This window comes from Fructilactobacillus frigidiflavus (assembly GCF_044054575.1).
Taxonomy (GTDB): domain Bacteria; phylum Bacillota; class Bacilli; order Lactobacillales; family Lactobacillaceae; genus Fructilactobacillus; species Fructilactobacillus frigidiflavus.
Window position 1 is genome coordinate 1,341,671 of record NZ_CP168716.1, and the last position, 25,911, is coordinate 1,367,581.

The following is a 25,911-nucleotide window of genomic DNA, read 5'->3' on the forward strand; positions in this document are numbered from 1 at the left end:
ATTTATAGTCCTTTATTTATCTTCGTTTTCGTAGGCAGTAATAATTTTAGCAACCACTGGATTTCTCACAACATCTTCAGCAGTTAATCTAATTACTTCAATATTATTGATATTTTGCAAAATTTTAGGAGCAGTAACTAAACCACTGGCAACATGGCCTTTCAAGTCAATTTGTTGAATATCACCATTCACAATCATCTTTGAATTAAAGCCTAATCGAGTTAGAAACATTTTCATTTGTTGGTTAGTTGTATTCTGCGCTTCATCTAAGATTACAAAAGCATTATCGAGGGTTCGACCACGCATATATGCCAATGGAGCAATCTCAATTACACCTCGTTCAATCAAGCGTTCAGTATGATCCATCCCTAAAATGGCGTATAAAGAATCATAGAGCGGACGAAGGTAGGGATCAACCTTTTCTTTCAAATCACCAGGTAAGAAGCCTAAACTTTCACCAGCTTCAACTGCAGGTCTAGTTAGTACAATTTTATCAACTTTACCCTTTTTTAAAGCAGCCACTGCCATTACAACCGCTAAATAAGTCTTCCCAGTTCCGGCAGGTCCGATTCCAAAAGTAATGTCATTATGATAAATAGCTTGAATGTACTCACGTTGACCAAAATTTTTAACTCGAACTGGATTACCTTTACGATCTTTGATTAAAACTTGATTGTATAGCTCAGGTAAGGCCGAAATTTTTCCATTACGTGCCATCCCTACTGCTGAAACAAAATCACTAGCATTAACTTCGATTCCAGTATGAATCAACTTCAACATGTTAAATAAAATATCATTAGTGAGTTGGACATCATTTTCGTGATGTCCTTCGATTTTAATGATTCCTGCTGAGTACCGAATCCAAACTTGAAATTCTTCCTCTAAAATTTTAATAAAGGCATCCTGAGTTCCAAATAACTTACTTTGATCATTTGGATTTTTTAACGCGATTTGTTTTTGAAATTCAAAATTTTCAACCAATAAAAATAATCTCCTTAATCCTTAATTTTCTAAATTCTAGCACAAATTTAAGGTTTAAAACAATGATATACCTACTGCTATTTCAATTCGTCGTTAACGGCCTTTTTTACGACATTACCGTCAGCTTTTCCTTTAACTTTTCCCATTACAGCACCCATGACTTTTCCAAAATCACTCTTACCTTTGGCACCTAATTGGGCAACCGTTTCTTTAACCACTTTGGCAACTTCGGCTGGTTCCATTTGTTTAGGTGCATACTTTTTAAGGATTTTCATTTCTTTTTCTTGTTGTTCAACTAAGTCTTCACGAGCACCGGCTTTAAATTGTTCAATTGAATCGAGATGCTGTTTAATTTCGCGATTAACCACAGCAGCTGCTTCACTATCACTTAAATCATGACCTAATTTAATTTTTTCGTTCATTAAATTACTTTTAAGCATTCTGATAATCGTTAATTCGTCTTTTTTTCCAGCCTTCATTGCTGTTTTTAAATCGTTAGTTAAAGTTTCGTTTAATGACATTTTATTTTCCCCTTATTTTTATTTAAAATTCAAAAAAAAAAGCAATCAAAAGTGATTGCTCTTTTAATTAGAACTTGCTACGGCTCTTTTTCTTTTTATTGTTACGTTTTCTTGCTGCTTCTGATTTTAATTTACGTTTAACACTAGGTTTTTCGTAAAATTCACGCTTACGAAATTCCTGGAGAGTACCGCTCTTAGAAACTGTACGTTTAAAACGACGAAGAGCATCATCAAGAGATTCGTTCTTGCGAACAACTGTTTTTGACATTTAAAAATCCCTCCCCTCCAAGTTTTAGTGTGCTGAATGTTTCCACCCAACGAATATAATTATATCCCATGATAAATTTTCCGTCAACGAAAGATTAAAAGAATATTTAAAAAAAGTGATTCAGCGTATAATGAAACTAATAAATATTTACCAAGGAGCCTCATTATGAAGACCATTTATAACGTTTTTGTCATTTCCGATTCTAGTGGACAAACCGGTACTGCGATTGCTAAAACAGCAGCAGCCCAATTTCCCGAAGCACGGGCTAACATCAGTCAATATCCATTTATCAGAACCAAATCAATTCTCAGTGGAATTTTAAAACTAGCAAAAGAAAATAACGCGATTATTTTTCATACTCTAGTTAATCCTGAACTAAGTGATATGGTTGGCCTATTTGCGCGACAAAATAAATTATCTAGCTTTGACTGTATCCAAAAGCCAATTGAAATTATTTCTCATCGTTTAAACGAATCATCTGCCGAAGTTCCTGGATTAGTGCATAACTTAAATGCTGAATACTTTAAAAGAATTGCGGCCATTGAATTTACGGTGGCAAATGATGATGGACGAAACCCCAAGGACCTCACCAAGGCAGACATTGTGATTCTAGGGGTCTCAAGAACGTCAAAAACACCTCTATCACTCTATCTTGCTAATGAAAGCTATAAAGTTGCCAATGTACCAATCGGCCCTAACCTCCAGTTACCCCAAGAAATCTGGGACGTTGATCCTAAAAAGATTTTTGGCTTGACTAATTCGGTGACTAAATTAAAGCAAATTCGTTCACAACGAATGAAAGAGTATGGATTAGATAGCGAAACACCATATTCTAATTCTGACAATATAAAAAAGGAACTTGACTACGCCAAGCACCTTTATCATAAAATTGGATGTCTTTCGATTAATGTGGCCAACAAATCAATTGAAGAAACTGCCACAATTATCACCGAGAGTCTACCTAAACGAACTATTTTATAACGCCCGCTTCGATTTCTTTAATCAAGTCTGGATTGAATTTTTGTTCCCGTAGCATCTTGACCTCATATTTATGAGGATCAATTTTAACTTTATCATTTAACTTAATTGCAGGAGTTTCCATAATTTTGGGAACATCCTGCAATTTTTCGTAATGCGCAATTTTATCTAATGCTGCAAAGCCAATGGTTCCAAAACCAATGTTAGCATGGCGATCTTTATGACTATTCATCGGATTTTTATCATCATTTAAATGAACGACTTTCAAGCGATCTAAACCAATCACCTTATCAAATTCTTGCATCACGCCATCAAAATCATCTTTAACATCGTAGCCGGCATCGTAAGTATGACAAGTATCAAAACAAACCGAAACTTTATCTTTCAGTTCTACCCCATCAATAATTTCAGCAATTTGTTCAAACGTCGTTCCGATTTCAGTTCCCTTACCAGCCATGGTTTCAATGGCAATCTGAACCGTTTGTTCTGGTTTAATTACTAAGTTTAAACCCTTAATTAATTGTTGAATCCCCGCTTCTACTCCAGCACCAACGTGAGCACCTGGATGAAGCACAATTTGCGTTGCTCCCATGGCACCAGCCCGTTCAATTTCTTTTTGTAAAAACTGAACCGCAAACTCGAAGCTTGCTGGCTTCTTAGTATTAGCAAGGTTAATAATGTAAGGAGCATGAACTACTACCTCGAGAAGTCCATTTTCTTCCATATATTGTTTTCCTTCGGTAATTTTCAATTCATCAAGTGGTTTTCTCCGTGAATTTTGGGGTGCCCCGGTATAAACCATAAAAACCGTTTCTTCATCATTTTTGGCTTCTTCAGCAGAACCTAAAAACATTTTAGGGGCTTTCATGGCTACATGAGAACCAATTAAAAATTCTTTAGTCATCTATTTTCTCCTCTGGTTGCTGTAATACATATTTATTTAAAACCCGTTGGTATGCTTTTCCATCATTATAAGTATTCCACATCGCATTGAAATTAGAAAAATCTAATTTTTCATTTTCCATAACGGCCTTTTTCAACTGCTCAACGGTATGAATTGGCTGACTTGGCAACCATTTTTCATAACCAAGTTGAATTCCAGGGTTTTTGGAATATTCTTGATAATCATACATATAAAAAATCATCGAACGAGCCTGTGGCATCAAACTAAAATCAAAAGAATACGACGAATAATCAGTCACAAAGGTATCAGCAATGGTCATTAAATCAGTGGCCGTAAACTCATCATAAATTTTAACGTTCTTCAAATTAAATTGGTCTAGCTTTAACTTAGCTCGGTCAACTTCTTGGTACAACTTAACGGCGACCATGGCATTAGAATCAGCTGCTAAAGCCTGAATAGTGCCTTCTGGAGGATTAATTTTACCGTCCGAGCGATAAGTTGGTAAATATAAAATAACTCGCTTATCTTTTAATTCTGGAGCAGCAGTATAAACCCTTTTTCTGACAATGTTAATCCATTTATCACTAAAGAGCCGATCTGATCGAGGAGTACCTAAAAATTGCATTTTTTTATAAGGTTGTTTGAAACTATTCTCAAAAACTTCTGCCATGGCGCGCGAAGCAACGACAAAGTTATCAAAACTGTTATAAACCTTGCGATGGCGTCGTTTCTTTATCCAAGAATAACTAGCAAATTTAGGCGTATCAATTCCAAAGCATTTAATTGATCCATCTGCATGCCAGAGTTGAATTATCTTCATTTTACTTTTAGGCCGAACTAATCCAGCCAAGAAAGCGTAGTAATTATCTACGAATACGACCCGGGCTGACATAATTTGCGGGATCATCCGAAGTGCAAAAGCAAAACTACTCTTCATTGGAATTGCTTTAATCCCAAAGGCTTGTAAGTCATATGCCGCTACCATCACCCGCGGATTGTAAAATACAATCAATTTTTGGTCTGTAGGTAGCAGGGCCGCAGTCTGCTTAATCATGTGTAAGTTATTGTTATAACTCATGATGTAACAGATGTTTTTCTTATTTTTAAAATAAAACAAACTCGAAATTAATTTAACAAAAATAACATATATAAATTTCATTTTTTAAGCCGCCATCCAATTAATTATTTAGGTTTATTTTCATAGAAATTTCCAAAGACTGCATCTACATCAACTGCTACTGCAAATGCGTTGGGATCAGATTCTTTTAACGCTTCATCTAATTCATTTTTTTCATACCGCGAAATAACTGTAAAAAGAACCGTTTTAGGTTGATGATTATAGGCCCCTTCAGCATGATGCACAATTGTGATTCCCCGTTGCATATGATTCTGAACGCTATCAATAACAGTTTTTGGCATACTCGTAATAATCATAACTTCCATGCGTTGCTGCCTGGTATAAGTCATATCCATTACTTTTGCATTTACTAACAAACCAATTGCTGAGTAAAACGCATAGGGCCATCCATACATAAATCCGGCCGATAAAATAATAAAGGCATTAAACGCAATGTTAATCGTTCCAATTGATTTTCCCGTTTTACGTTGGATTACAATTCCTAAAATATCTAACCCACCGGTCGAAATCTGGTTTTTTAAAGCTAATCCAGTTCCAAATCCATTCACGGCACCCCCAAAAAGCGCACAAATCAGCGGGTCCGTAGTCAATGTCATAGGATGTAAAACTTTAATCATCGTACTAGCTAGCAATACACATAGGAACGTAAAAATTGCAAATTGATGGCCAATTGCCTTCCAAGCTAAGAATAGTAAAGGAAGATTCAAAATGAATAATCCAGCTGCTGTGGAAAGCGTAAACGATGTATATCTTTGGGTCAGTGTAGTTAGCAATTGGGCAAACCCAGTTACTCCAGATGAATAAATATGTCCGGGAGTCCAAAAAAAGTTCATGGCAATTGAGACCAACACTGCATAGATAAAGGCGGTTGAAATCTTTGTCAGAATTTGATGTCTTCTGATAACTTTGTGTACGTCGTTCATATAAATACCTTCTATATTTATTTGATTATTATCATTCCATAGTATAACATTCTCAATTTTAAAAAAATAGAAAGTCACTAAAAATTAGTAACTTTCTATGATTAATTATTTTTCTTCGTCTGGCTTATCAATTGAGATGCCTAAATCTTCCAATTGTTTTGGAGCTACAGCAGCTGGTGCACCGGTCAATGGTTCAACTGCTTTAGAGTTTTTAGGAAAGGCAATCACGTCTCTGATGTTACCACGGTTAGCAATCAAACGAGCAAATCGATCAAGTCCAATTGCAAGTCCACCATGTGGTGGAAAACCGTAATCTAAAGCTCTTAGGAAGTATCCAAATTGGGCTTCGGCACTTTCTTTAGTAAAGCCCAACGCACGGAACATTTTTTCTTGAAGTTCACGAGTGTGGATACGAATTGATCCACCACCTAATTCAAGACCATTAAGAATAATATCGTAACTTTGAGCATGTGCTTGATGTGGATCTTCACCTTCATCAAGGTAATGTTCATCCCCTTCATTTGGCATCGTGAATGGGTGATGGGCAGCAGTCCAACGTTGATCACCTTCATCATATTCAAACAATGGCCAGTCAACAACCCAAAGGAAGTTAAACTTATCAGCTGGAATCATGTTTTGCTCTTTAGCAATCGCAACCCGCAAATAGCCTAAAGTATCAGCAACCACTTTTGCTCGGTCAGCAGCAAATAAAATCAAGTCTCCAGCTTTAGCACCAGTTTGGGCTTCAATCGCTTTGATTTGTGCTGGATCCTTAAAGAATTTAGCAACTGGACCAGAAAAACCATCGTCAGTTACTTTCATCCAAGCTAATCCTTTAGCACCGAAACGTTTTACGTAATCAGTATATTTGTCAATTTCTTTACGTGAGTATTCAGCTGCCCCACCTGGAACGGCAATTGCTTTAACTTGACCACCAGCAGTAACTGCTGAACTAAACACTTTAAAATCAGAATCTTTAACGATTTCAGATAAATCTTTTAGTTCCATGCCAAAACGAGTATCTGGTTGATCAGTTCCAAAGCGAGCCATTGATTCTTGCCAAGAAATGCGATCAAATGGGAGCTTGACGTCATAATCAATGGTTTCCTTCATAACCCGTTTAATTAAACCTTCAGTAATATCTTGGATTTCATCAGCACTCATAAATGAAGTTTCCAAATCGATTTGGGTAAATTCAGGTTGCCGATCTCCCCGTAAATCTTCATCACGGAAACAACGAGCAATTTGGTAGTAACGATCAAAGCCGGCTCCCATCAACATTTGCTTAAATTGTTGCGGTGATTGTGGTAATGCATAAAATGAACCGGGGTAAACTCGTGATGGAACTAAGTAGTCACGGGCCCCTTCAGGAGTTGAAACCGTTAAATCAGGCGTTTCAATATCCAAGAAACCATGTTCGTCTAAGTAGCTATGTGTAGCTTGTGAAATTCGATTCCGAATCATTAGACCTTTTTGCATGTAAGGACGACGTAAATCTAAGTAACGGTACTTCAAACGAAGATCATCAGAGGCATTTGTATCATCTTTGATATCAAATGGAACTGGTTTTGACTTGCTTAAAATTTTAGCATCCGTTACATGAACTTCTACCTTACCCGTAAATAAGTCAGGATTAATTTCATTTTGTGAACGAGCAACTACTTGTCCTTTAACTTCAATTACGTATTCGTTTTTCATAGCTTCGGCAACTTCAAAAGCTTTTTGACTATCGCTAGCGTTAAATACTAATTGAACGATTCCTTCACGGTCTCGTAAATCAATAAAGATTAGGCTTCCCAGATTTCTCTTTTTTGCCACCCAACCATCGAGTGTGACTTCTTGGTCTAAAAATTTTTCGTTGATTTGACCAGCGTATGCAGTTCTTTTCATAACTAAGTTCCCCTTTTTTATAAAAAAAGACCGTGTTAAATTGCAACAAGGGCGCAATTAGCACGGTACCACCTTTTTTATTTCTTTTGAGTATTTAATCTATACCTAGATGCGTCTTCAATAGTGTCAAATTACGCATTCCCATCAATTAGCGCTCTCTGAAATTTGAACTTGCTATTTACTATTCATCATCACTGGCTGAATATCTCTTTAAGAATAATAACTTTTCCGAAAAAAGTCAAGATATGCACTAGCATAAATTCTGTAATTTAATTAGTAACTTTCCTCTAAATATATTATGATAGGAAATAATCATGTGAGCAGAGGAAATCGTTATGAATTTAAAAATCAAAAACAAACGTGGCTTCTATTTTACCTTAGTCATTACCATTGCAACTGGATTGATTTTAGGGATTCTTTTATTAAGAAATAACGTTATGATTCATTGTAATAACTTACAGGTTAAAAGTGGCCCCAACATTTCCTACCAAACCACTGGTAAAATCAATGCGGGTACCCGGGTTCAAATTTTAAACCGGCAGGATAATTGGGACCGGGTCGTCTATGATCACAGTAAAATTGGTTGGATTCCAGATTGGCTAGTTAATAATAAGCAGCTAAAAACGGCCACTAATTTATCAGAAGCAACCATTGTCCTTGACCCGGGACACGGTGGCAGTGATTCAGGAGCACTTTCCACCGGAAATAAAATGGAAAAAACTTATACGCTACAGTTAGCCAAAAAAGCTGCTAAGCAACTTCAAGCGGAAGGTGCCAACGTTATTATGACCAGAGCAACTGATAAAACCGTTAGTTTAGCTAAGCGACCCGCTTTTTCAACCGAAAATAATGCTAACTTATTTGTTAGCTTTCACTTTGATTCGTCGCCTGATGATAATACCGCTACTGGATTCACGACTTATTACTACCATAAGGGTGCCTCAGCACAATTAGCAACGGACATTAATCAACAAATGACCAATCTTCCCCTTGATAATCGTGGAATTCAATTCGGTAACTTTTTAGTGATTCGTGATGTAAAAGTTCCCTCAGTCCTACTAGAGATGGGCTACATTAATGATGATGATGATTTTAAACACATTGAAAATCCCGAATATCAAGAACAAGTTGCACAAAACGTTAAAAATGGAATTAATGATTACATTAACGCAACTTATTAAATAAATTAAAAGCCATGGCCTACTTACCCCAAAAGGTAAGATTGCCATGGCTTTTGTAATTCAAAAAATTATTTAATCATTGGTAATAAAGCTTGATAGTTGTGAATTACAACATCAGCGGTCTCACTGTCAATTAAGTAGTCTGGATCAAACAAGATAGTAGTAATCGCTGCATTATTACCAGCTTGAACGTCTAATTCACGATCTCCGACCATTGCTGTTTCAGCACGCTTTAAAGCTAGCTGCTGAATCAAATGATTTAAGGACTCTGGATCTGGCTTCCGCTTAAAATGATTATCACTAGTAACGAAATCGGTAAAAAATTGCTTTAAATCGTATCTTTCCAACAACGCTAATGCTTGTTGATTACGGTGCGTTAATAAAGCGTTTTGACCACCGTTATCGACAATCTTTTGTAAATTAGCCTTTACTCCAGCAAAGGGTTTGGCTAATTCAACTTCTTCATGTTCAAAGGTCTGATAAGATTTCAATAAGCTATCCTGATTGATTCCAAATCTGGCACTGTATTTTGTGATAGCTGAGCCTAAGGAGTGAATCCGCATTTGTTCATAAATCGCATCTGGATCAATTTCAATCTGATCAATGTTATGCGCTTGTAACGCCTTGCTAAACGAAGTAACCATAAAGGGATAAGTATCAAACAGAGTTCCATCAAAATCCCAAATTAAATTTTTTAACATTATTTCACCTGATAATTCAACTCAAAAGTAGCAGGACCATCATTTTCTAATTCCACTTGCATGTCAGCTCCAAAAATTCCCGTTTGAACTTCTAAATCTTCATTTGCTAAAGCGGAATTAAAGGCCTCATACATCTTTTGGGCTTCACTGGGATCACCGGCAGCTTTAAACGAAGGCCGATTGCCATGTTCCAATTCTGCTAACAAAGTGAATTGCGAAACAGACAAAATTTTGCCGTTAATTTGATGAATATTTAAATTCATTTTGCCGTTTTCGTCTTCAAAAACGCGTAATTTAGCAATTTTGTTTGCTAAATAAGCAACCGTTGCTTGATTATCCCCTTTTTCCGCTCCAACTAAAATCATAAAACCCTTTTCAATAGCGCCGTTAACTTTCCCGTCAATTTTAACGCTTGCGTGATTTACTCGTTGAATAACTAATTTCAATTTATCTCATCCTTTATCCTAATACTCGGTTAACTTTTTTGACACCTGATACAATTTTCAAACTATCAATCACTTCATGTAATTGTTTGAGATTTTTCACGTTCACAATTACTACAACTGTCAAAGCAGTATCATCATGAACTTTACCATTAATCGAAGTAACCGTGGCGGGACTATTGTTTAATTTTTTAACTACATCATTAAAAATCCCATTTCGATTAAAGGCATCAATCTTAATTTTAGAAGGATAATTAACCAAATGATTGTCTGGGTTAGCCCAGTGAGCATCAATCATCCGATTTTTTTCTTCCGATTTAACGTTGGGACAGCCAATTCGGTAAATCGTAATTCCCCGACCTTTGGTAATGTATCCTTCAATTTGATCACCTGGAAGTGGCAAACAACAATGGCTCATTCTAACTAATACATTATCGATTCCTTCAATGACAACGTTATCAGCTGGATTACTTCCCGGTTGCTTACTACTAGCCTCTTTAGTTGAAATGGTTTGCGCTGATTGTTCCAATAAAGCTTTTTCGGCAGCTTGTTGTTTAATTTTTTCTTGTTCATTTCTCAGGTCACTAGTAAACCGATTAGCGACCCCTTGCACATGAACATCACCGAATCCTAACGCTGCTAATAGGTCATCTTTAGTCCGAAAATGAAGTTCATCAAGTACTCTTTCCCAATTTTCGGAAGTTAAGATTTCATTGGGTGCATAACCGCTTTCTTCCAAATGATCAGTCAACATCTCAATTCCGGTCTTGATATCCTGATCGCGTCCTTGTTTTTTGAAGAATTGATTAATTTTATGTTTGGCACCACTCGTGTGAACTAAATCAAGCCAGTTTTTCCCTGGACCAGTGGAATTAGCTGATGTAATAATTTCAACAATGTCCCCATTTTTAATTTGATAATCTAGGGAAACCATCTTGCCATTTACTCGGGCTCCAGTGGTTTTATTTCCCACTTGTGTATGAATCACGTAGGCCATATCTAGCGGTCCAGATCCCTTTGGCAATTCCAAAACGTCTCCTGCAGGCGTAAAGGCATAAACGTTGTCGGCAAATAAATCACCCTTAACACTATCCATAAAATCAGAAGCATTGTCAGTTTCTTCTTGGATTTCGATGATCTTTTTAAACCAATTTAATTGAACTCCATCTTTATCATTTTTAATCTCTTCAGTTGCTCCCTGTTTGTAAGCCCAGTGAGCAGCAACTCCATATTCTGCGATTTGATGCATTTTATGAGTTCGAATCTGAATTTCTAAGGGTTTGCCTTCTGGTCCAATTACAGTCGTATGCAAAGATTGATACATATTGGGTTTTGGCATCGCAACATAGTCTTTAAATCGTCCTGGCATCGGATGCCATTTGGCATGAATCGCCCCTAAAACGGTATAACAATCTTTAATGGAATTAACTAAAACTCGAATAGCTAAAAGATCATAAATATCCTCAAACTTTTTATGCTTATCAACCATTTTTTTGTAAATAGAGTAAATATGCTTTGGCCGTCCGTAAATATCTGCTTCAACGTGAAAATCACCAATTGCATTTTTAACTTCCTGAATGGCATTGTCAATGTATGCTTCACGTTCATTTCGCTTTGATTTCATGGAGTGGGCAATTTCATAATAGGCCTCTGGTTTTAAGTACCGTAATGACATATCTTGAAGTTCCCACTTCACAGTCCCCATCCCGAGTCGGTCAGCAATGGGAGCATAAACATCGATTGTTTCTTCCGCAAATTTCTTTTGTTGCGCTACATTACCCAGTGATTCTAACGTATCCATGTTGTGCATGCGGTCTGCTAACTTAACAATCATCACCCGAATATCTTTACACATTACTAAAAGTAATTTTCGATAATTTTCGGAAAGTTGTTCTTTGTTAGATTTATATTTAATTTTACTAATTTTAGTAACGCCATCCACAATTAAAGAAACATCACTACCGAATTCACTTTCTACATCAGTTAATTGAACATCACTATCTTCAACTACATCATGCAAAAAACCGGCTGTAATGGTTTCATAATCCATGTTTAGCTCTGCTAAAATTCCCGCAACTTGGGTCACGTGAGAAAGATAGGTTCCGCCAGATGAACGTCGTTTATCCCCATGAGCTTTTTTTGCAAACTCATATGCTCGTTTGATGGTATTTACTTGTTCAGCGGTCATACTTTCTGCAACTTTCGCAAAAATTTCATCTGCAGTCCATGTTTTTAAACTTGCCATTGCTAACATCACCTCACTTTTACAGTTTTAATCATTTTAGTTCGTAAATAAAACACTATGCTTAATATTATATCATTTTAGTTCGGAAAGTGCTGAAACAGCACTTAAAAAATAGAGTGGAGCTGATTCAGTTCGTAAAATTCTTGGACCCAATCCAACTAATGTGAAATTCATTTTCTTTAATTTTTCAATCTCATTAGGTGAGACGCCACCCTCGGGACCAAAAAAGGCTAATAATTGCTCCCCATGATGCAGTGAATTTACAACTTTAACTAAATTACTACTTTCCCCTTGTTTGGCTGATTCTTCATAAGCTACAACTTTTTGCGTTGCCGGAACTTTTGCTAATTCAGTGATTCCAGTTACATATGTGACTTTGGGAATTAAATTACGGTGGGATTGTTCAGCAGCACTTTGGGCAATTTTTTGAAGGCGTTCAATTTTTTTGGGTGCTTTTTGATTCCACTTAGCTACCGCCCAATCGGTAGGAAGGAAAATAATCTGACTAGCACCCATTTCCGTTGCTTTTTGGACAATTAATTCCGCTTTCCCACTTTTTGGTAAACCACACGCAATGGTAACTTGAACGGGTAATTCAACATCATGTTGTTTTTGCTCAATTAATTCAATTTTACCGTTTTCGTCAACTAATTCACCCACAAAAAGTAGCTGATTATCGTCAACAAATTCAGCTTGACTCCCTTTTTCGGCACGCATTACCCGCAGCCAATGTTTTTTAATTTCAGCAGGTAATTCTAATTGGTCTCCGACCCTCAAAGTTTGGTTTAAAAAATAATGTTGCATCCTTATTCCCCTTTGGTCGCAATGATGGCACGCCAGTCATCAACTTCAATGATTTGGTCAATCTTAAATCCAACTTGTTTCAATTGTTGTACCATAATCGCTAACTTATCAGCATAAATTCCGGCTGTAATAAACTTACCACCTTGAAATAGATGAGTAATTGCTTGAGGAATTAAAGGTAAGAGCACTTCGGCTAACATGTTAGCTACAATCATATCTGCTTTACCCTCAATTCCTTCTAAAAGACTATTAACCTCAACTTGAACATCGCTCATTCCCGCATTTAAAGCAAAGTTTTTCTTTGTTGATGCTACGGCAATCGGATCATTATCCCAAGCCTTAATTTCACCGGCTCCAAGTTTACGGGCAGCAATACTCAAAACTCCCGATCCCGTTCCGACATCAAAGACTCTTTCTCCGCCACGTAAGGTAGTTTCAAGGGCTTGCATCGCCATCTTAGTCGTAGGATGGGTTCCCGTTCCAAACGCCATACCAGGGTCTAATTTAATAATTAACTGATCAGATTCCGGATCTTGATAATCTTCCCAAGCGGGTACAATCGTTAGATAGCGAGTAATTCTTTCAGCGTGATAGTAATCTTCCCAATTGTAAGCCCAACTTTTTTCTTCGATGTCACTAACTAAAACCTTTACGTTCCCCGGATTTAAGCCAAACTCCGTTAACGCCTTTGTTTTATCCTCTACCACTTGTTTGATTTTATTAATATCAACTTGTTCTGGAAAATATGTTATTACAGCTGCCGTTCCATCTTCATGGTTGTCATCAATTTGTAAACCTTGAGCATCCTGTTCCATTAAGATATTTGAAACTGCTGGGACTGCTTCTTGCGTAGTTATCACTTTAATTTCAATTAAATTCATTATTTTCATCCATTCCAATTGTAAAAATAGTTATTACAAAAAAAGCACCCATTCAGGATGCATTTTTACTTATCTAAATCTGACTCATCAGACTTTTCTTCGTGAGTCTCTATATGCGACTTAAGATATTTCATCAAGCTATGTTCAGTTTTAAAAATCCGAGGATGTTTCTGTTTATGAAGCCGTAAATCAATTTCTTTGATTTTTTGTCTTCCTGTCCATCCGTGCCCATAACGAAGAATGATTCGATTGTTTAATTCATCTTTTCCAAATCGAAAAATATACACGCTATCTGGAGTCATAAGTGGTCTAATGTAACCTTTTTTATAATGATAACCGTTATCACGTAAAAACTGCTTCGTAATTGCTAACACGTTATCCGCCTCCATTCTTTATAATTTCGTAGTCAATTTCATTTCTATACTAAATACTACTGGAGAGCCGTAAAAATGGCAAGTCTTGATACAAAAAAAGCAGACGAATCAAGCCGTCTGCTTTCAATAAATTAACTTATTTAACGATTTCACAAAATTCGATTTTTTCGTGAGTAGGTCCATAAATATTGAAGAAACGAATTCCTTTTTCCCAGAATGGACGAGTTTGGATTTCAGTATCAATCAAATTCAAGCCCATTTCCTTAGCTTCTTTTAAAGCAGCATCGGCATCAGTGGTGTTCAATGAGATATGGTTGATTGCACCATCAACGTCAGCAATCTTATCACCTTCCCAAGTTTCAATCACAAGGTTACCGTACTTCATAAAGGCACAACGAGCATCGTTGTACAAAAATTCACCAGCTAATTCAAAACCTAATTTTTCGTAAAAAGCTTTTGTTTCGTCTAAGTTTCCTGCAGGAATTCCAACGTGTTGAATTCCAGTAAAGTAGTTATCTAAAGCCATAATTATCTCTCCTCAGAAATTTTTTTATTTTATTTAATATGTGAAACTTGTAACAACTATATTATAAAACATTTTTTATAATTAATAAAGCGTTTTCATTCGATTGATTTGGAGACCCACAGCTTTAAAATTTACCATTCTGGCGTTAGACAGTTATAATGAAAGTATTCTAGTTAAGGAGGAATCATTATGCTTGTAAACGTTCCATTTGAAATCGATGCTGACGGCATCCACGATCTAAAAGCAATTCACGTTACCTTACCTTCTGGTGAAGTTGCTGAATTAGACGCGGTAACCCTTGACGACATTAATCGTGATCATGAATATCTTTTAATTCTGAAAAAAGATCCGAAACACGAGATTGGTAAACCTGGTGATCAAATCTCATTTGATGATTTTGGGGAAAAGAATTCATTTCCAACCAATCAAGAAATTGTCTTCATGGCTGTTCCTCGCTCATAATCAACCAAAAAATCTGACTATCGTCTGTTAAAACTGCGATAATCAGATTTTTTAATTTTTAAAAATAAATTAATTCATTAATTTCCGGTACCAGCTTACAAACATCCAAGTCTTATCAACGTTATCTTTAGCAACATATTTAAGTTGTGGTTGGTTTTCAAGAAAGTCGTTATAAGTTTTATCTTTAAACTTGAAAGTTTGGGTCCCTACTACTTCATTTTTCTTCAAAGGAGCACTCAATCCATCTGTCTGGGTAAAGGTCCGCTTTAAATCTGCTTGGTTAAAATCATTAGGAACAAAGACTAAGCTAGGTTTTTGTGGTTTAATGGCAACTTTTCCTCCATCAGTATCAGCATTATCAACTTGGGTTGTTTTTACTGCTGGATTAATGGTTTTAGTAGCTGCTTTAGCTTGGTTCATCATACTCTCCGTGCTTAAAAATGGTGAAGCATGGCGACTGTTAAAGGCAACGGTAATCACTGGTTGATTTTCTAATTTCCCATAACCGACAAAATTATAACCTTGTTGATAAGTTCCCGTTTTTAGTCCTCTAAAATCAAAATCAGAGTGGCCTAAAATTCGAATGGTCGTATTAATTTGTTCTGTTCCGCCAGTAAGACTTGGGAAACTAGCTTGCGTCATTTGGGTAGTATTTAAAATATTAGGATATTTTGCCAAAAGCTTTGTGGCAACTACCGCAACTTCTCGAGCGGAAAGTTGATTTTGGGAAGCTTTACTAACGGATTTGTCTTTCAAAGCACCCATATCCCCATTGGTTAACCCACTGGCTGAATAGATTTTAACGTCTTTAATTCCCCAAGTTGCCAATAATTTTTCCGCCGCACGATAATAATTGGCCTGTGAACCACAAACTTTTTCCGCTAATGCCATGGCTGCTGCATTAGATGATGGTAGTAAGGCAGCCTTTTCTAAATCAGCAACCGTATATTTATTTTGCTGATTCATCGCAACATTGGCAACTTCTGGATTTTGGCTAAATTTTAAAATTTTGGTAGGAATTTTGACGACATCCGTCCGTTTTAATTTTCCATCATGAATTTGCTGTTCGACCATATAAATCACTAATAACTTACTAATCGAGGCAATTGGATAACGTTTTTGCTCATTTTTACTTGCAATCACTTGTCCGGTATTTTGATTAACGATAATTGCCGACTTCGATTGAACATTTGGTGTAAAAATTGCCGCTTTAGCAGAAAAACTTAGATTAAGCGCAAAAAAAGCCCCAATTAACGTTATTAAACCAATTAATTTTTTCTGATTAAATTTCATCACACTGTAAATCTCCTAATTAAATTATTTCATTATCTCTATCATAGGCTTTTTAATGATTAATTTGTACCGCTAGTGGTTATTTTTAATTAATGATTTGTAGATGGTTTTCAGAGGTCCGTTTATCAACAGCTGAGAAAATGTATTTTTAATCAGTTGATTAGGAATCTCAGGATGTTCTACTGCATGTCTAATAATCGCCATATCAGCTGATACAATAAAATTGATTGCTAAGTCAGTATCTAGATGATTGAGATTTCCACTTCCATTTTGACTAATTTTTTGCCATGTGTTTTTAATTTTACTTAATAACATTTCCGTTAATTGAGTGTAAAAATTAGGATTACCATTTTCCCCTAAAATAATGGCTAATGTTGGTTGGTTTTCTAAAATTACATCCAGTAGTTCATCGACATAATCCTCTAAATTTTTGGCTAAGTCTTCAAGTAAAAAGCTTTTTTCTACCTTTTGATTGGAAATTGAAAAAAATTCATTGATTAAGCCATTTTCAATTTTTTCTAGCACTAAATACTTATCAGCAAAATGACGGTAAAAGGTTGAACGATTAATTTCTGCCCGTTCACAAATTTGATTAATTGAAATTTTGGCAAACGGGATTTCCTTCATTAAAAATAATAACGAATTTTCAATTTTTTGATCAGTCTGATCGATTTTATGTTGATATTTAGTCATATTTGTTCTCCTATGAAAATGCAACACTTTCGTGCATTTTAATGCTTACATAATTCTATCAGGCATTATATGCTTATTAAAGCAAAAAGCAACTAAGTGTTTCATTTATTGGAGGAGGAATTATCATGAAAAGAATTCTAAAAAACAAGTTTTTTGTTTTTGCCATCATAGCAGCCCTTGTAATTACTTTCATTATGACCTTAGCGCAGTTTCCAACTGCTAAATCAACAATTCAAAACGTACCAGTTGGAATTGTGAACCAAGATCAAGGACCCATCGGTAAAACAATCACGAAAAAGGTAATTGCTAATAAAACTAAAGCAGCTCACGCAGACCAACCGATGTTCAAATGGCACGAATATCAGACTGTTAAAGCAGCTAATCGTTCCCTTAGCTTTAATGGAAATTATGCAACCGTAATTATCCCCAAAAACTTATCACAATCAGTGCAAAGTGTCAGTCAAACGGGAAAGCCAGCCCGCATTAAAATTATCATTAATCAAGGTCGTAATCACACTTTAGCAACTAATGTCAGTTCAATTTTAAATAATCTATTTAATAAAGTAGGAGCTTCAATTGGGACCGGAATTTTAGCAAAAATGGGACAACTGAATCTTACTATTCCGGCTACCAAAGCGGAAGTAATTGCTAACCCCATTAAGGTACAGACTAAAATTGTACATTCTACTAAGAATTTAGAAGCTGCTAGTTCCGTTTTCTTTCAACCAATCTGGATTACTAGTTTAGCAACGACCATGCTGCTTTACTTTGCCAGTCGTTCTTTTAAGCCCAAACATAAAAAAGATGTATTTGCATTTAAAGGCACGGTGGTCGTCATTGTTGCAATCCTAGCGTTAGTGGTCGGGTTTGTAACAACTTTCTACGTTAGTCAATTTTTGGGTTATCAATTCCCAGATAGCACTTTGATTTCCCTTTTCTTAGCAATTGCGACCTTCGCTTTTATCATGCTATTTTCTGGAGTAATTGCTTGGATTGGAATTCCTGGAGTGGTAATTTTTGCCTTACTAATGTTCTTCAGTCTTCCTTTAATGGTGATGGCTCCCCAAATGTTACCACAAGCTTATCAAGACTACTTCCTTCCTTGGTTACCAATGAAATTTCTATATGAAGGGCTGCGAGAAATCCTGTACTTTAAGGCCGGAATTTTAAACCAAAATACTTGGGGGTTAATAATCATTGCAGGAATTGGCTTAATTATGTTCTTCTTAGAAACTTTTGGAAAACGACATCAAAAAACCTTTATTTAACGGAAAAATTTGATAAAAATAAAAACACATCATCTCGAAGTGATGTGTTTTTATTGTGTCTAAATGTATTATAATTAAGCTAACAATAAATAGGAGAAACGGTAAAGATGAAAATTAGTTTAGTAAACCCAACCACTAACCAAATTAAACGGGCCAAAATTGGGTTCTCATGGACCACCTTTTTCTTTGGTTTCTGGCCTGCTTTATTTCGCGGTAATTGGCTTTGGTTTCTCGTGATGCTAGTTGCTGAGACCCTATTTGGGTTGAAAACCTATGCTTTTGGTTCTTTAATTGTTGGAATCATATTTGCTTTTATTTACAACAAATTGTACATTAATGGCCTACTCAATAATGGTTGGGTTGCAGCAGATGCTTATTCTAATCAGGCTTTAATTTCCCATGGCTTTATCGCAGCAAATCAGAATTTTACTCCTTCTAACGATAATCAACCGATGTCGCGGATACAGCTTCAGAGTCGTTCACATCCATTTTCTGTCATTATGGCCCTGGTCGCTGCCGTCTGTGTGGTTTGTTTCATTTACTTTTCGTTTGGTAGTATGATTGAAACTAATTTAATCAATCTCATTAATCCAACTAAAGTGCAAAATAAAGTTAATAATCCTAATCAATCGGATTCTACTAACTCTAATCCGTCCCCAAATCAATCGTCAAATGATGATAATTCGCAACCACAAGCAACGACTCCTAGTAACCAATCTGATGAGTCTGATTCTGTAAAAAACACCATTAATAATGTAAAAGATAAAATTAATTCGCATCCTGATCAGACGGATGATACTCCTCAGCCCACTACCAATCCTAGTCCTAATCAGCCGACCCCTGATAAAGATCCCGATAATTCAGCTAAACCAGATAACCCGCAGTCTAACCCTACTAACAATTAGAAAAAGGAGTTTCTTATGAAAAAATCAGCAATTTTATTTTCAACCGTTTTAATTAGTTTAAGCTTAGTGGCATATGGATCAAAAAAAGATTCGACTGCAAAAGACACCAAGCCTAAAACCGAAAAAGTGAAGAAAGTCTCAAAAGAACACACCCCCAATCCCCAAAAATTACCTAAGCATAAGGATGTAAATGACTTTGCCGCAAAAGAAGGTAAAACGCCAGCGGCTTACCTTCACGAAAACGAAAACTTGAGTGTGAAGAAAGCCTTACAAGTCTTACCAAATAAGGATAAAACCCCTCAAGAAAAACAAACTCAACAAATTCTTGCTAATCCAAGTAAGTATAAAGATCAACCTGCTCCAGCTCCCGTAACTACTTCACCAGAAGAAACGAGTACTAGCCAGGCCAATCCAGCCCCTAATACAAATGAACCCGCTAATAATCAAGTTGATCCTGATAACAACGCTAATGTGGACGCTTTAAACATTTATAAACATCCGGAAATTTATTCAAATCGTGGCTTTTAGTCCCCATTACTTTACTTAAGGTTATATCTTTAGTTTAATTATGATATTACATTAGAAATTAAAAGGAGTATTTTATGAAAAAGACATTCTTAACTATTACCGCAGTAAGTATTATTTCAGTAACTGGAATTTCTTCGTTAAATCTTACGCAACCAGTTACCTATGCACAAAGTAAGAAATCATTTTCTAAAGAAGTTCAAGGAAAATGGACGAACCAAAGTGGTGACGAATTTACCATCAAAAATTCCAATGCAAAATTAAAAATTGCAAATGGTAAACACAAAGGTACCTACAAATTTAAAGTGACTTCCCAAACTAAAGATGGTTACAAATTAAAAGCGCAAGGTAAGAAAGTTGCGAAAACAACTAAGTATGCTTTGACCAATAGTAAAAATGGAGTAATCGAATTTAGCTATGGCAAGCAAAAAATCAAATTCACTACTCAATCAGTCACGGTTAGTGAACAATCAACCACTACTTCAACTACCCCATCTCCAAGTGCAACAGCTACCACCCCTGCTACTACTCCAGCAGCTCCAGCTGTACAACCACAACCAACAACTGACCCTAATGCACAAAATAATCAGAATCAATCAAATAATACTGATCCTTACAATGTCTACACTAATCCAGAAATGTATTCAAACCGTGGATTTTAGGATTTAATACAAAAAGCGACTGAATTACAGTGAATTCAGCCGCTTTTTCATTTGCAATTATCAAAACTAGGAGAAAAATCATGAAAAATAAAAAGCATTACAGAAACACTCCACTTTTAATCAGCTCATTAGTTTTGGGAGCAATTTCAATTGTGGGAATCTCGATTTGGTCTTATACCTATGGCAATCAAAAGTTTGATAAGCAATCATAAACAAAATAAAAATTACATATCAATGATATGTAATTTTTTTCGGCAAATTTTCGGCAAAACGCCTATTTTTGATTTTTATGAAAGTAACAAATGCCTATTTGCCGGGCTTTTGTTCCTCATCATTTTGTAAAACTGCCATAAACGCTGCTTGTGGCACTTCTACCTTACCGACTGATTTCATCCGTTTTTTCCCACGCTTTTGCTTATCTAAAAGCTTAGCCCGACGATCAGGGTCACCAGTATGGATTTTAGAAGTAACATCTTTTCGGTAAGCTTTAATGTTCGTTCTGGCAATAATTTTGGCACCGATGGCAGCTTGAATTGGAATTTCAAAGTTTTGCCGTGGAATGATTCCCTTTAGTTTGCCAACAATATCACGACTACGTTCATCTGCGAATTGTCGATGCGCAATAAAACTTAAAGCATCAACTTTATCACCATTCAATAAAATATCAACTTTAACCAAATCACTTTGACGATAACCATCAACATCATAGTCAAGAGAAGCATACCCATGCGTGCTTGATTTCAAGCGATCAAAGAAGTTAAAAATAATTTCTGACAATGGCATCTGGTAAATCACATTTACTCGCGTGTCATCCAAATATTCCATGGTCACAAAATCACCCCGCCGTGATTGACAAAGCTTCATGACTGCACCAACATAGTCATTTGGAACCATCAATGAGGCTTTAACATAAGGTTCTTTAATGTCTTTAATTGCTGAAGCATCAGGCATTTCAGAAGGATTTTCCACCTCGACTACACTACCATCATTCATATCAACTTGATAAGTAACTGATGGAGCAGTTGTGATTAAATCGAGATTGAATTCTCGTTCAAGTCGTTCTTGCACAACATCCATGTGCAACAAACCTAAGAAACCACAACGAAAACCAAATCCTAATGCTTGCGAAACTTCGGGTTCAAATTCTAAAGCCGCATCATTCAACTTCAATTTTTCTAATGCTTCACGTAAATCCTCAAATTTGGCATTATCAGTTGGATAAAGACCCGCATAGACCATTGGCATCATTTCTCGGTAACCAGGTAATGCTTCCGCCGTTGGATTATTGGATTTGGTAACCGTATCACCAACTCGAGTTTCATTAATATCCTTGATACTAGCGGTAATGTAACCTACATCTCCAGCCATTAAATAATCACGAGGAATTGGATGAGGCGAGTTTACCCCAACTTCGGTTACTTCATACTCGCTACCACTGTTCATCAAACGAATACGGTCGCCCGCCTTAACAACTCCATCATAGAGCCGTACACTCAACACAACCCCACGATAATCATCGTAGATTGAATCAAAAATCATGGCTTTCAATGGACCATCAATTTCACCAGTTGGAGCTGGAATGTATTTTACGATTTCTTCTAGTAATTTATCAACGTTTAAACCACTCTTAGCACTGACTTCCACTGCATTACTAGTATCAATACCAATCACATCTTCAATTTCTTGTTTAACCCGTTCAGGTTCAGCTGAAGGTAAGTCGACTTTATTAATGACAGGTAAAATTTCCAAATCATTTTCAAGGGCTAAGTAAACGTTAGCAAGCGTTTGTGCTTGAACCCCTTGAGTAGCATCGACAACTAATAAGGCCCCTTCACAAGCTGCCAAACTCCGTGATACTTCATAAGAAAAATCAACGTGTCCTGGAGTATCAATTAAATGAAAGACATAATCTACTCCATCATTAGCATGGTAGGTTAATTCAACTGCATTTAATTTAATGGTAATTCCACGTTCACGTTCCAAGTCCATGTTATCTAACAATTGAGCTTTCATTTCCCGTTTAGAAACCGTATCCGTCATCTCTAAAATTCGATCAGCCAAAGTAGATTTACCATGATCAATATGAGCAACAATCGCAAAGTTTCTAATTTTCTTTTGTTTCTCTTCCATCTTTTGATAATCCAAATTTTTTCCTACTTTCTAAATTCGTTCATTCTTATTTGTCTCAATTATACCAATGGATTTGCGATTAAACAAATAAGGAAGCGACTAATTAGTCCCTTCCTTATTTTTATTTATTCAATTTTTCTTTCAATTTCTCAAAGAAGCCTTTATTTTCTTGTGATGTATCCCCACCTGCTTCAGCAAAAGCCCGTAATGCTAATTTTTGATCAGCATTAAGTTTTTTAGGAGTATCGATGATTACCTTAACTAATTCATCACCCTTACTTTCACTGTGTAAACGTGGAGCACCTTTACCACGCAATTTGAAGACCGTACCAGTTTGCGTTCCAGCTGTAATCTTTAATTTACCATTTCCGTAAACGGTCTTAACATCAATTTCATTTCCTAAAGCTGCATCAGTAAATGAAATGGTCTTGTCATAGTAAATCGTTGATCCATTCCGTTTGAAGTCTTTACTTGGTGAAACGCTAAAGATAATGTAAAGATCACCGTAAGGACCACCATTTTCTCCGGCATTTCCTTGGCCTTGAAGCCGCATTTGTTGACCTTCTTCAACTCCTGCCGGAACATTAACTTCAACTTTGTGTTCTTCTTCAATCTTACCCGTTCCACCACATTTAGGACACTTGTCCTTAATGATTTTTCCGGTTCCATGACACTTAGGACAAGCAGCTTGGGTTTGCATTTGTCCCATCGGCGTATTAACTGTTCTCGTTACTACACCAGAACCATGACAATCAGGACAAGTTTCTGGATGAGTTCCTGGTTTAGCACCAGTTCCATGACAATCAGGACATTGGGCTTGACGATGGTAAGTTACCGTCTTTTTAGCCCCAAAGATTGCTTCGTCAAAAGTTAAGTTTAATTGGTATTGTAAATCTTCACCTCGACGTGGTGCGGTTGGATCTTGTCGTTGCCGACGTCCGCCACCAAAAAGATCACTGAAGATATCGGAGAAGTCGCCATAGTTAGCGCCGCCACCGAAACCTCCTCCTTGGCCACCGCCACCAAATCCTTGAGGACCATCAGCGGAACCATATTGATCATAGTTAGCTCGTTTTTGTTTGTCACTTAAAACTTCATATGCTTCTGTAATTTCTTTAAACTTTGCTTCTGCTCCAGGTTCTTTATTAAGATCTGGATGGTATTTCTTGGATAGATGTCGATATGCGTGACTAATATCTTTATCACTGGCATCTTTAGAAACTCCTAAAACATCATAATAATTTTTATCAGCCATGATAACCTCCACATTAATTTAATAACAAAAAGCCAAAGCCAACCGAAGTGGCTCTGGCTTTTTGCAAATTTTTACTAAGATTGAATCAGATTATTTCTTGTCATCATCATGAACTTCGTGGAAGTCACCATCAACAGTGTTATCATCTTTCTTAGATGCATCACCATCAGCGGCACCAGCTTGTTCACCTTGAGCTTGTTGTTGTTGATATAACTTAACTGCAACAGCTTGAACCTTTTCGTTCAAGGCATCTTTCTTAGCTTTCATATCATCGAGGTTACCGTCAGCTTTAGCTTTCTTTAATTCTTCTTCAGCATCTTTAACCCCTTTGATTTCGTCTTCAGAAACTTTTCCTTCAACGTCTTTCAAAGTCTTATCAGTTTGGAAAATTAATTGGTCAACTTCATTGTTCAAGTCAACTTCTTCTTTTTTCTTCTTGTCGGCTTCTTCGTTAGCTTTAGCTTCATTCATCATCTTTTCGATTTCTTCATCAGAAAGACCATTTGAATCTTTGATGGTAATCTTTTGTTCCTTACCAGTACCTTTATCTTTTGCAGATACGTTTACGATACCATTTTTATCGATATCAAAAGTAACTTCAATTTGTGGAATTCCACGAGGTGCAGCAGGAATATCAGTCAATTGGAAACGACCTAATGATTTGTTATCAGCAGCCATTGGACGTTCACCTTGTAAAACATGAATATCTACAGCAGTTTGGTTATCTGCAGCAGTTGAGAATGTTTGTGATTTTGAAGTTGGAATTGTTGTATTCTTTTCAATCAACTTCGTCATCACACCACCCATGGTTTCGATACCTAATGACAATGGAGTAACGTCAAGTAAAACAACGTCTTTAACATCACCAGTAAGCACACCACCTTGAACAGCAGCACCTAAAGCAACTGCTTCATCAGGGTTAATTGAGTGGTTAGGTTCTTTACCAGACCATTCTTTAACGGCTTCTTGAACAGCTGGAATTCTAGTTGATCCACCATTTAGGATAACTTCGTCAATATCACTAGTACTTAAACCAGCATCTTTCAAAGCGTTTTCAAATGGAATCTTAGTTTTTTCAACTAAGTCATGAGTCAATTCGTTGAATTTAGCACGAGTAAGTGTTTCTTGTAAATGAAGTGGTCCATTATCATTTGAAGCGATAAATGGAAGACTAATTTCAGTTTGGTTAACACCTGAAAGTTCTTTCTTAGCTTTTTCAGCAGCATCTTTCAAACGTTGTAAGGCCATCTTATCTTGTGATAAGTCAACTCCATTTTGTTTCTTGAATTCTGCAACCAAGTAGTCAATGATTCTTTGGTCAAAATCATCACCACCAAGGTGTGTATCACCATTAGTTGAAAGTACTTGGAAGACACCGTCACCTAATTCAAGGACAGATACATCAAAAGTACCTCCACCTAAATCATATACAAGGATCTTTTCGTCTTTGTCTTGTTTATCTAAACCATATGCCAAAGCTGCAGCAGTAGGTTCGTTGATAATCCGTTTAACGTCTAATCCGGCAATCTTACCAGCATCTTTAGTAGCTTGACGTTGAGCATCGTTAAAGTAAGCAGGAACTGTAATAACAGCTTCACTAACTGTGTCACCAAGGTAATCTTCAGCGTAACCCTTGATGTATTGAAGAATCATTGCAGAAATTTGTTGTGGAGTGTATTTCTTTCCGTCGATATCTACAGTGTAACCTTCTTCACCCATGTGACTCTTGATTGAACGAACTGTGTTAGGGTTAGTGATTTCTTGACGTTTTGCAACTTCACCAACTTGGATTTCACCGTTCTTAAATGCAACTACTGAAGGGGTTGTTCTTGAACCATCAGGATTAGTGATGATTTTTGGTTTTCCACCTTCCATTACAGCAACTGCAGAGTTTGTAGTACCTAAATCAATACCAATAATTTTATTACTTGCCATTTTAAATACCTTCTTTTTAATTTTT

The 25,911-nt window shown here is 36.4% G+C and carries 27 protein-coding genes; 8 read left to right on the plus strand and 19 right to left on the minus strand.

What is annotated here, in order from left to right:
- Window positions 1-12: 12 nt before the first annotated feature.
- From ACEPSS_RS06730 to rpsU, 3 genes are all read right to left on the minus strand, one after another.
- Entirely contained in the window at window positions 13-981 is a 969-nt protein-coding gene (locus tag ACEPSS_RS06730; RefSeq protein WP_395318551.1) for a PhoH family protein, read from the minus strand.
- 77 nt (window positions 982-1,058) lie between these two features.
- Entirely contained in the window at window positions 1,059-1,502 is a 444-nt protein-coding gene (locus ACEPSS_RS06735; RefSeq protein WP_395318553.1) for a GatB/YqeY domain-containing protein, read from the minus strand.
- 67 nt (window positions 1,503-1,569) lie between these two features.
- Window positions 1,570-1,770 (minus strand): 30S ribosomal protein S21, encoded by a 201-nt coding sequence (rpsU, locus tag ACEPSS_RS06740; protein WP_014082053.1) that lies wholly within the window; start codon window positions 1,768-1,770, stop codon window positions 1,570-1,572.
- Window positions 1,771-1,935: 165 nt separating this feature from the next.
- On the opposite strand from rpsU, the gene ACEPSS_RS06745 reads away from it, so the two are divergent.
- Window positions 1,936-2,751, plus strand: coding sequence for a pyruvate, water dikinase regulatory protein (locus tag ACEPSS_RS06745; protein WP_395318555.1), 816 nt, complete (start codon window positions 1,936-1,938; stop codon window positions 2,749-2,751).
- Here ACEPSS_RS06745 and ACEPSS_RS06750 read toward each other — a convergent pair.
- From ACEPSS_RS06750 to aspS, 4 genes are all read right to left on the minus strand, one after another.
- Complete coding sequence (locus tag ACEPSS_RS06750) at window positions 2,741-3,652, minus strand: deoxyribonuclease IV (RefSeq protein ID WP_395318557.1); 912 nt, start codon at window positions 3,650-3,652, stop codon at window positions 2,741-2,743. The two genes, ACEPSS_RS06745 and ACEPSS_RS06750, sit on opposite strands and share 11 nt — an antisense overlap.
- Window positions 3,645-4,811: a CDP-glycerol glycerophosphotransferase family protein gene (locus ACEPSS_RS06755; RefSeq protein WP_395318559.1), complete on the minus strand. Its 1,167-nt coding sequence runs from the start codon at window positions 4,809-4,811 to the stop codon at window positions 3,645-3,647. The genes ACEPSS_RS06750 and ACEPSS_RS06755 overlap by 8 nt, the downstream gene beginning before the upstream one ends.
- Window positions 4,812-4,834: 23 nt before the next feature.
- A complete protein-coding gene (locus tag ACEPSS_RS06760) occupies window positions 4,835-5,713 on the minus strand; it encodes a YitT family protein (RefSeq protein ID WP_395318561.1) in 879 nt (292 codons plus the stop codon).
- A 105-nt stretch (window positions 5,714-5,818) separates the two neighbouring features.
- Window positions 5,819-7,603 (minus strand): aspartate--tRNA ligase, encoded by a 1,785-nt coding sequence (gene aspS, locus ACEPSS_RS06765; protein ID WP_395318562.1) that lies wholly within the window; start codon window positions 7,601-7,603, stop codon window positions 5,819-5,821.
- Between the two features lie 335 nt (window positions 7,604-7,938).
- Between aspS and ACEPSS_RS06770 the strand changes: the two genes are divergently transcribed.
- Entirely contained in the window at window positions 7,939-8,784 is an 846-nt protein-coding gene (locus ACEPSS_RS06770; protein ID WP_395318564.1) for an N-acetylmuramoyl-L-alanine amidase, read from the plus strand.
- A gap of 68 nt (window positions 8,785-8,852) precedes the next feature.
- Here ACEPSS_RS06770 and ACEPSS_RS06775 read toward each other — a convergent pair whose 3' ends face one another.
- The 7 genes from ACEPSS_RS06775 to ACEPSS_RS06805 all read right to left on the minus strand — a co-directional run bounded on the left by ACEPSS_RS06775 (window position 8,853) and on the right by ACEPSS_RS06805 (window position 14,758).
- The gene (locus tag ACEPSS_RS06775) at window positions 8,853-9,485 is read right to left on the minus strand and encodes an HAD-IA family hydrolase (protein ID WP_395318566.1); all 633 of its coding nucleotides are present in this window, start codon (window positions 9,483-9,485) and stop codon (window positions 8,853-8,855) included.
- On the minus strand, window positions 9,485-9,931 hold the full coding sequence (gene dtd, locus ACEPSS_RS06780) for a D-aminoacyl-tRNA deacylase (protein WP_395318568.1): 447 nt from the start codon (window positions 9,929-9,931) through the stop codon (window positions 9,485-9,487). The genes ACEPSS_RS06775 and dtd overlap by 1 nt, the downstream gene beginning before the upstream one ends.
- Window positions 9,932-9,944: 13 nt before the next feature.
- The gene (locus ACEPSS_RS06785) at window positions 9,945-12,173 is read right to left on the minus strand and encodes a RelA/SpoT family protein (RefSeq protein ID WP_395318570.1); all 2,229 of its coding nucleotides are present in this window, start codon (window positions 12,171-12,173) and stop codon (window positions 9,945-9,947) included.
- A 72-nt stretch (window positions 12,174-12,245) separates the two neighbouring features.
- Entirely contained in the window at window positions 12,246-12,977 is a 732-nt protein-coding gene (locus ACEPSS_RS06790) for a 16S rRNA (uracil(1498)-N(3))-methyltransferase (protein WP_395318572.1), read from the minus strand.
- 2 nt (window positions 12,978-12,979) lie between these two features.
- Window positions 12,980-13,858 carry a 50S ribosomal protein L11 methyltransferase gene (gene prmA / locus ACEPSS_RS06795; protein ID WP_395318573.1) on the minus strand — a complete coding sequence of 293 codons (879 nt, stop codon included), beginning with the start codon at window positions 13,856-13,858 and terminating at the stop codon, window positions 12,980-12,982.
- A 65-nt stretch (window positions 13,859-13,923) separates the two neighbouring features.
- Window positions 13,924-14,232 (minus strand): hypothetical protein, encoded by a 309-nt coding sequence (locus tag ACEPSS_RS06800; RefSeq protein ID WP_395318575.1) that lies wholly within the window; start codon window positions 14,230-14,232, stop codon window positions 13,924-13,926.
- Between the two features lie 136 nt (window positions 14,233-14,368).
- Window positions 14,369-14,758 carry a VOC family protein gene (locus tag ACEPSS_RS06805; protein WP_395318577.1) on the minus strand — a complete coding sequence of 130 codons (390 nt, stop codon included), beginning with the start codon at window positions 14,756-14,758 and terminating at the stop codon, window positions 14,369-14,371.
- A 189-nt stretch (window positions 14,759-14,947) separates the two neighbouring features.
- On the opposite strand from ACEPSS_RS06805, the gene ACEPSS_RS06810 reads away from it, so the two are divergent.
- On the plus strand, window positions 14,948-15,220 hold the full coding sequence (locus ACEPSS_RS06810; protein ID WP_395318579.1) for a hypothetical protein: 273 nt from the start codon (window positions 14,948-14,950) through the stop codon (window positions 15,218-15,220).
- 69 nt (window positions 15,221-15,289) lie between these two features.
- Here the strand turns inward: ACEPSS_RS06810 and ACEPSS_RS06815 are convergent, their stop codons facing one another.
- Window positions 15,290-16,513: a D-alanyl-D-alanine carboxypeptidase family protein gene (locus tag ACEPSS_RS06815; RefSeq protein WP_395318581.1), complete on the minus strand. Its 1,224-nt coding sequence runs from the start codon at window positions 16,511-16,513 to the stop codon at window positions 15,290-15,292.
- 72 nt (window positions 16,514-16,585) lie between these two features.
- Window positions 16,586-17,206, minus strand: a complete 621-nt coding sequence (locus ACEPSS_RS06820; RefSeq protein ID WP_395318583.1) for a TetR/AcrR family transcriptional regulator — start codon at window positions 17,204-17,206, stop codon at window positions 16,586-16,588.
- Between the two features lie 125 nt (window positions 17,207-17,331).
- Between ACEPSS_RS06820 and ACEPSS_RS06825 the strand changes: the two genes are divergently transcribed.
- The 5 genes from ACEPSS_RS06825 to ACEPSS_RS06845 all read left to right on the plus strand — a co-directional run bounded on the left by ACEPSS_RS06825 (window position 17,332) and on the right by ACEPSS_RS06845 (window position 20,778).
- Window positions 17,332-18,474 carry a YhgE/Pip domain-containing protein gene (locus ACEPSS_RS06825; protein ID WP_395318584.1) on the plus strand — a complete coding sequence of 381 codons (1,143 nt, stop codon included), beginning with the start codon at window positions 17,332-17,334 and terminating at the stop codon, window positions 18,472-18,474.
- Window positions 18,475-18,581: 107 nt separating this feature from the next.
- Window positions 18,582-19,379, plus strand: a complete 798-nt coding sequence (locus ACEPSS_RS06830; RefSeq protein WP_395318586.1) for a hypothetical protein — start codon at window positions 18,582-18,584, stop codon at window positions 19,377-19,379.
- A gap of 15 nt (window positions 19,380-19,394) precedes the next feature.
- Complete coding sequence (locus tag ACEPSS_RS06835) at window positions 19,395-19,907, plus strand: hypothetical protein (protein WP_395318588.1); 513 nt, start codon at window positions 19,395-19,397, stop codon at window positions 19,905-19,907.
- Window positions 19,908-19,981: 74 nt separating this feature from the next.
- Window positions 19,982-20,566: a hypothetical protein gene (locus tag ACEPSS_RS06840; protein WP_395318590.1), complete on the plus strand. Its 585-nt coding sequence runs from the start codon at window positions 19,982-19,984 to the stop codon at window positions 20,564-20,566.
- Window positions 20,567-20,646: 80 nt separating this feature from the next.
- Window positions 20,647-20,778, plus strand: a complete 132-nt coding sequence (locus ACEPSS_RS06845; protein ID WP_395318592.1) for a hypothetical protein — start codon at window positions 20,647-20,649, stop codon at window positions 20,776-20,778.
- 94 nt (window positions 20,779-20,872) lie between these two features.
- Here ACEPSS_RS06845 and lepA read toward each other — a convergent pair whose 3' ends face one another.
- From lepA to dnaK, 3 genes are all read right to left on the minus strand, one after another.
- Window positions 20,873-22,696 carry a translation elongation factor 4 gene (gene lepA / locus ACEPSS_RS06850; RefSeq protein ID WP_395320517.1) on the minus strand — a complete coding sequence of 608 codons (1,824 nt, stop codon included), beginning with the start codon at window positions 22,694-22,696 and terminating at the stop codon, window positions 20,873-20,875.
- A 121-nt stretch (window positions 22,697-22,817) separates the two neighbouring features.
- Window positions 22,818-23,951, minus strand: coding sequence for a molecular chaperone DnaJ (gene dnaJ / locus ACEPSS_RS06855; protein ID WP_395318594.1), 1,134 nt, complete (start codon window positions 23,949-23,951; stop codon window positions 22,818-22,820).
- Between the two features lie 90 nt (window positions 23,952-24,041).
- On the minus strand, window positions 24,042-25,886 hold the full coding sequence (gene dnaK / locus ACEPSS_RS06860; RefSeq protein ID WP_395318596.1) for a molecular chaperone DnaK: 1,845 nt from the start codon (window positions 25,884-25,886) through the stop codon (window positions 24,042-24,044).
- Window positions 25,887-25,911: the final 25 nt, after the last annotated feature.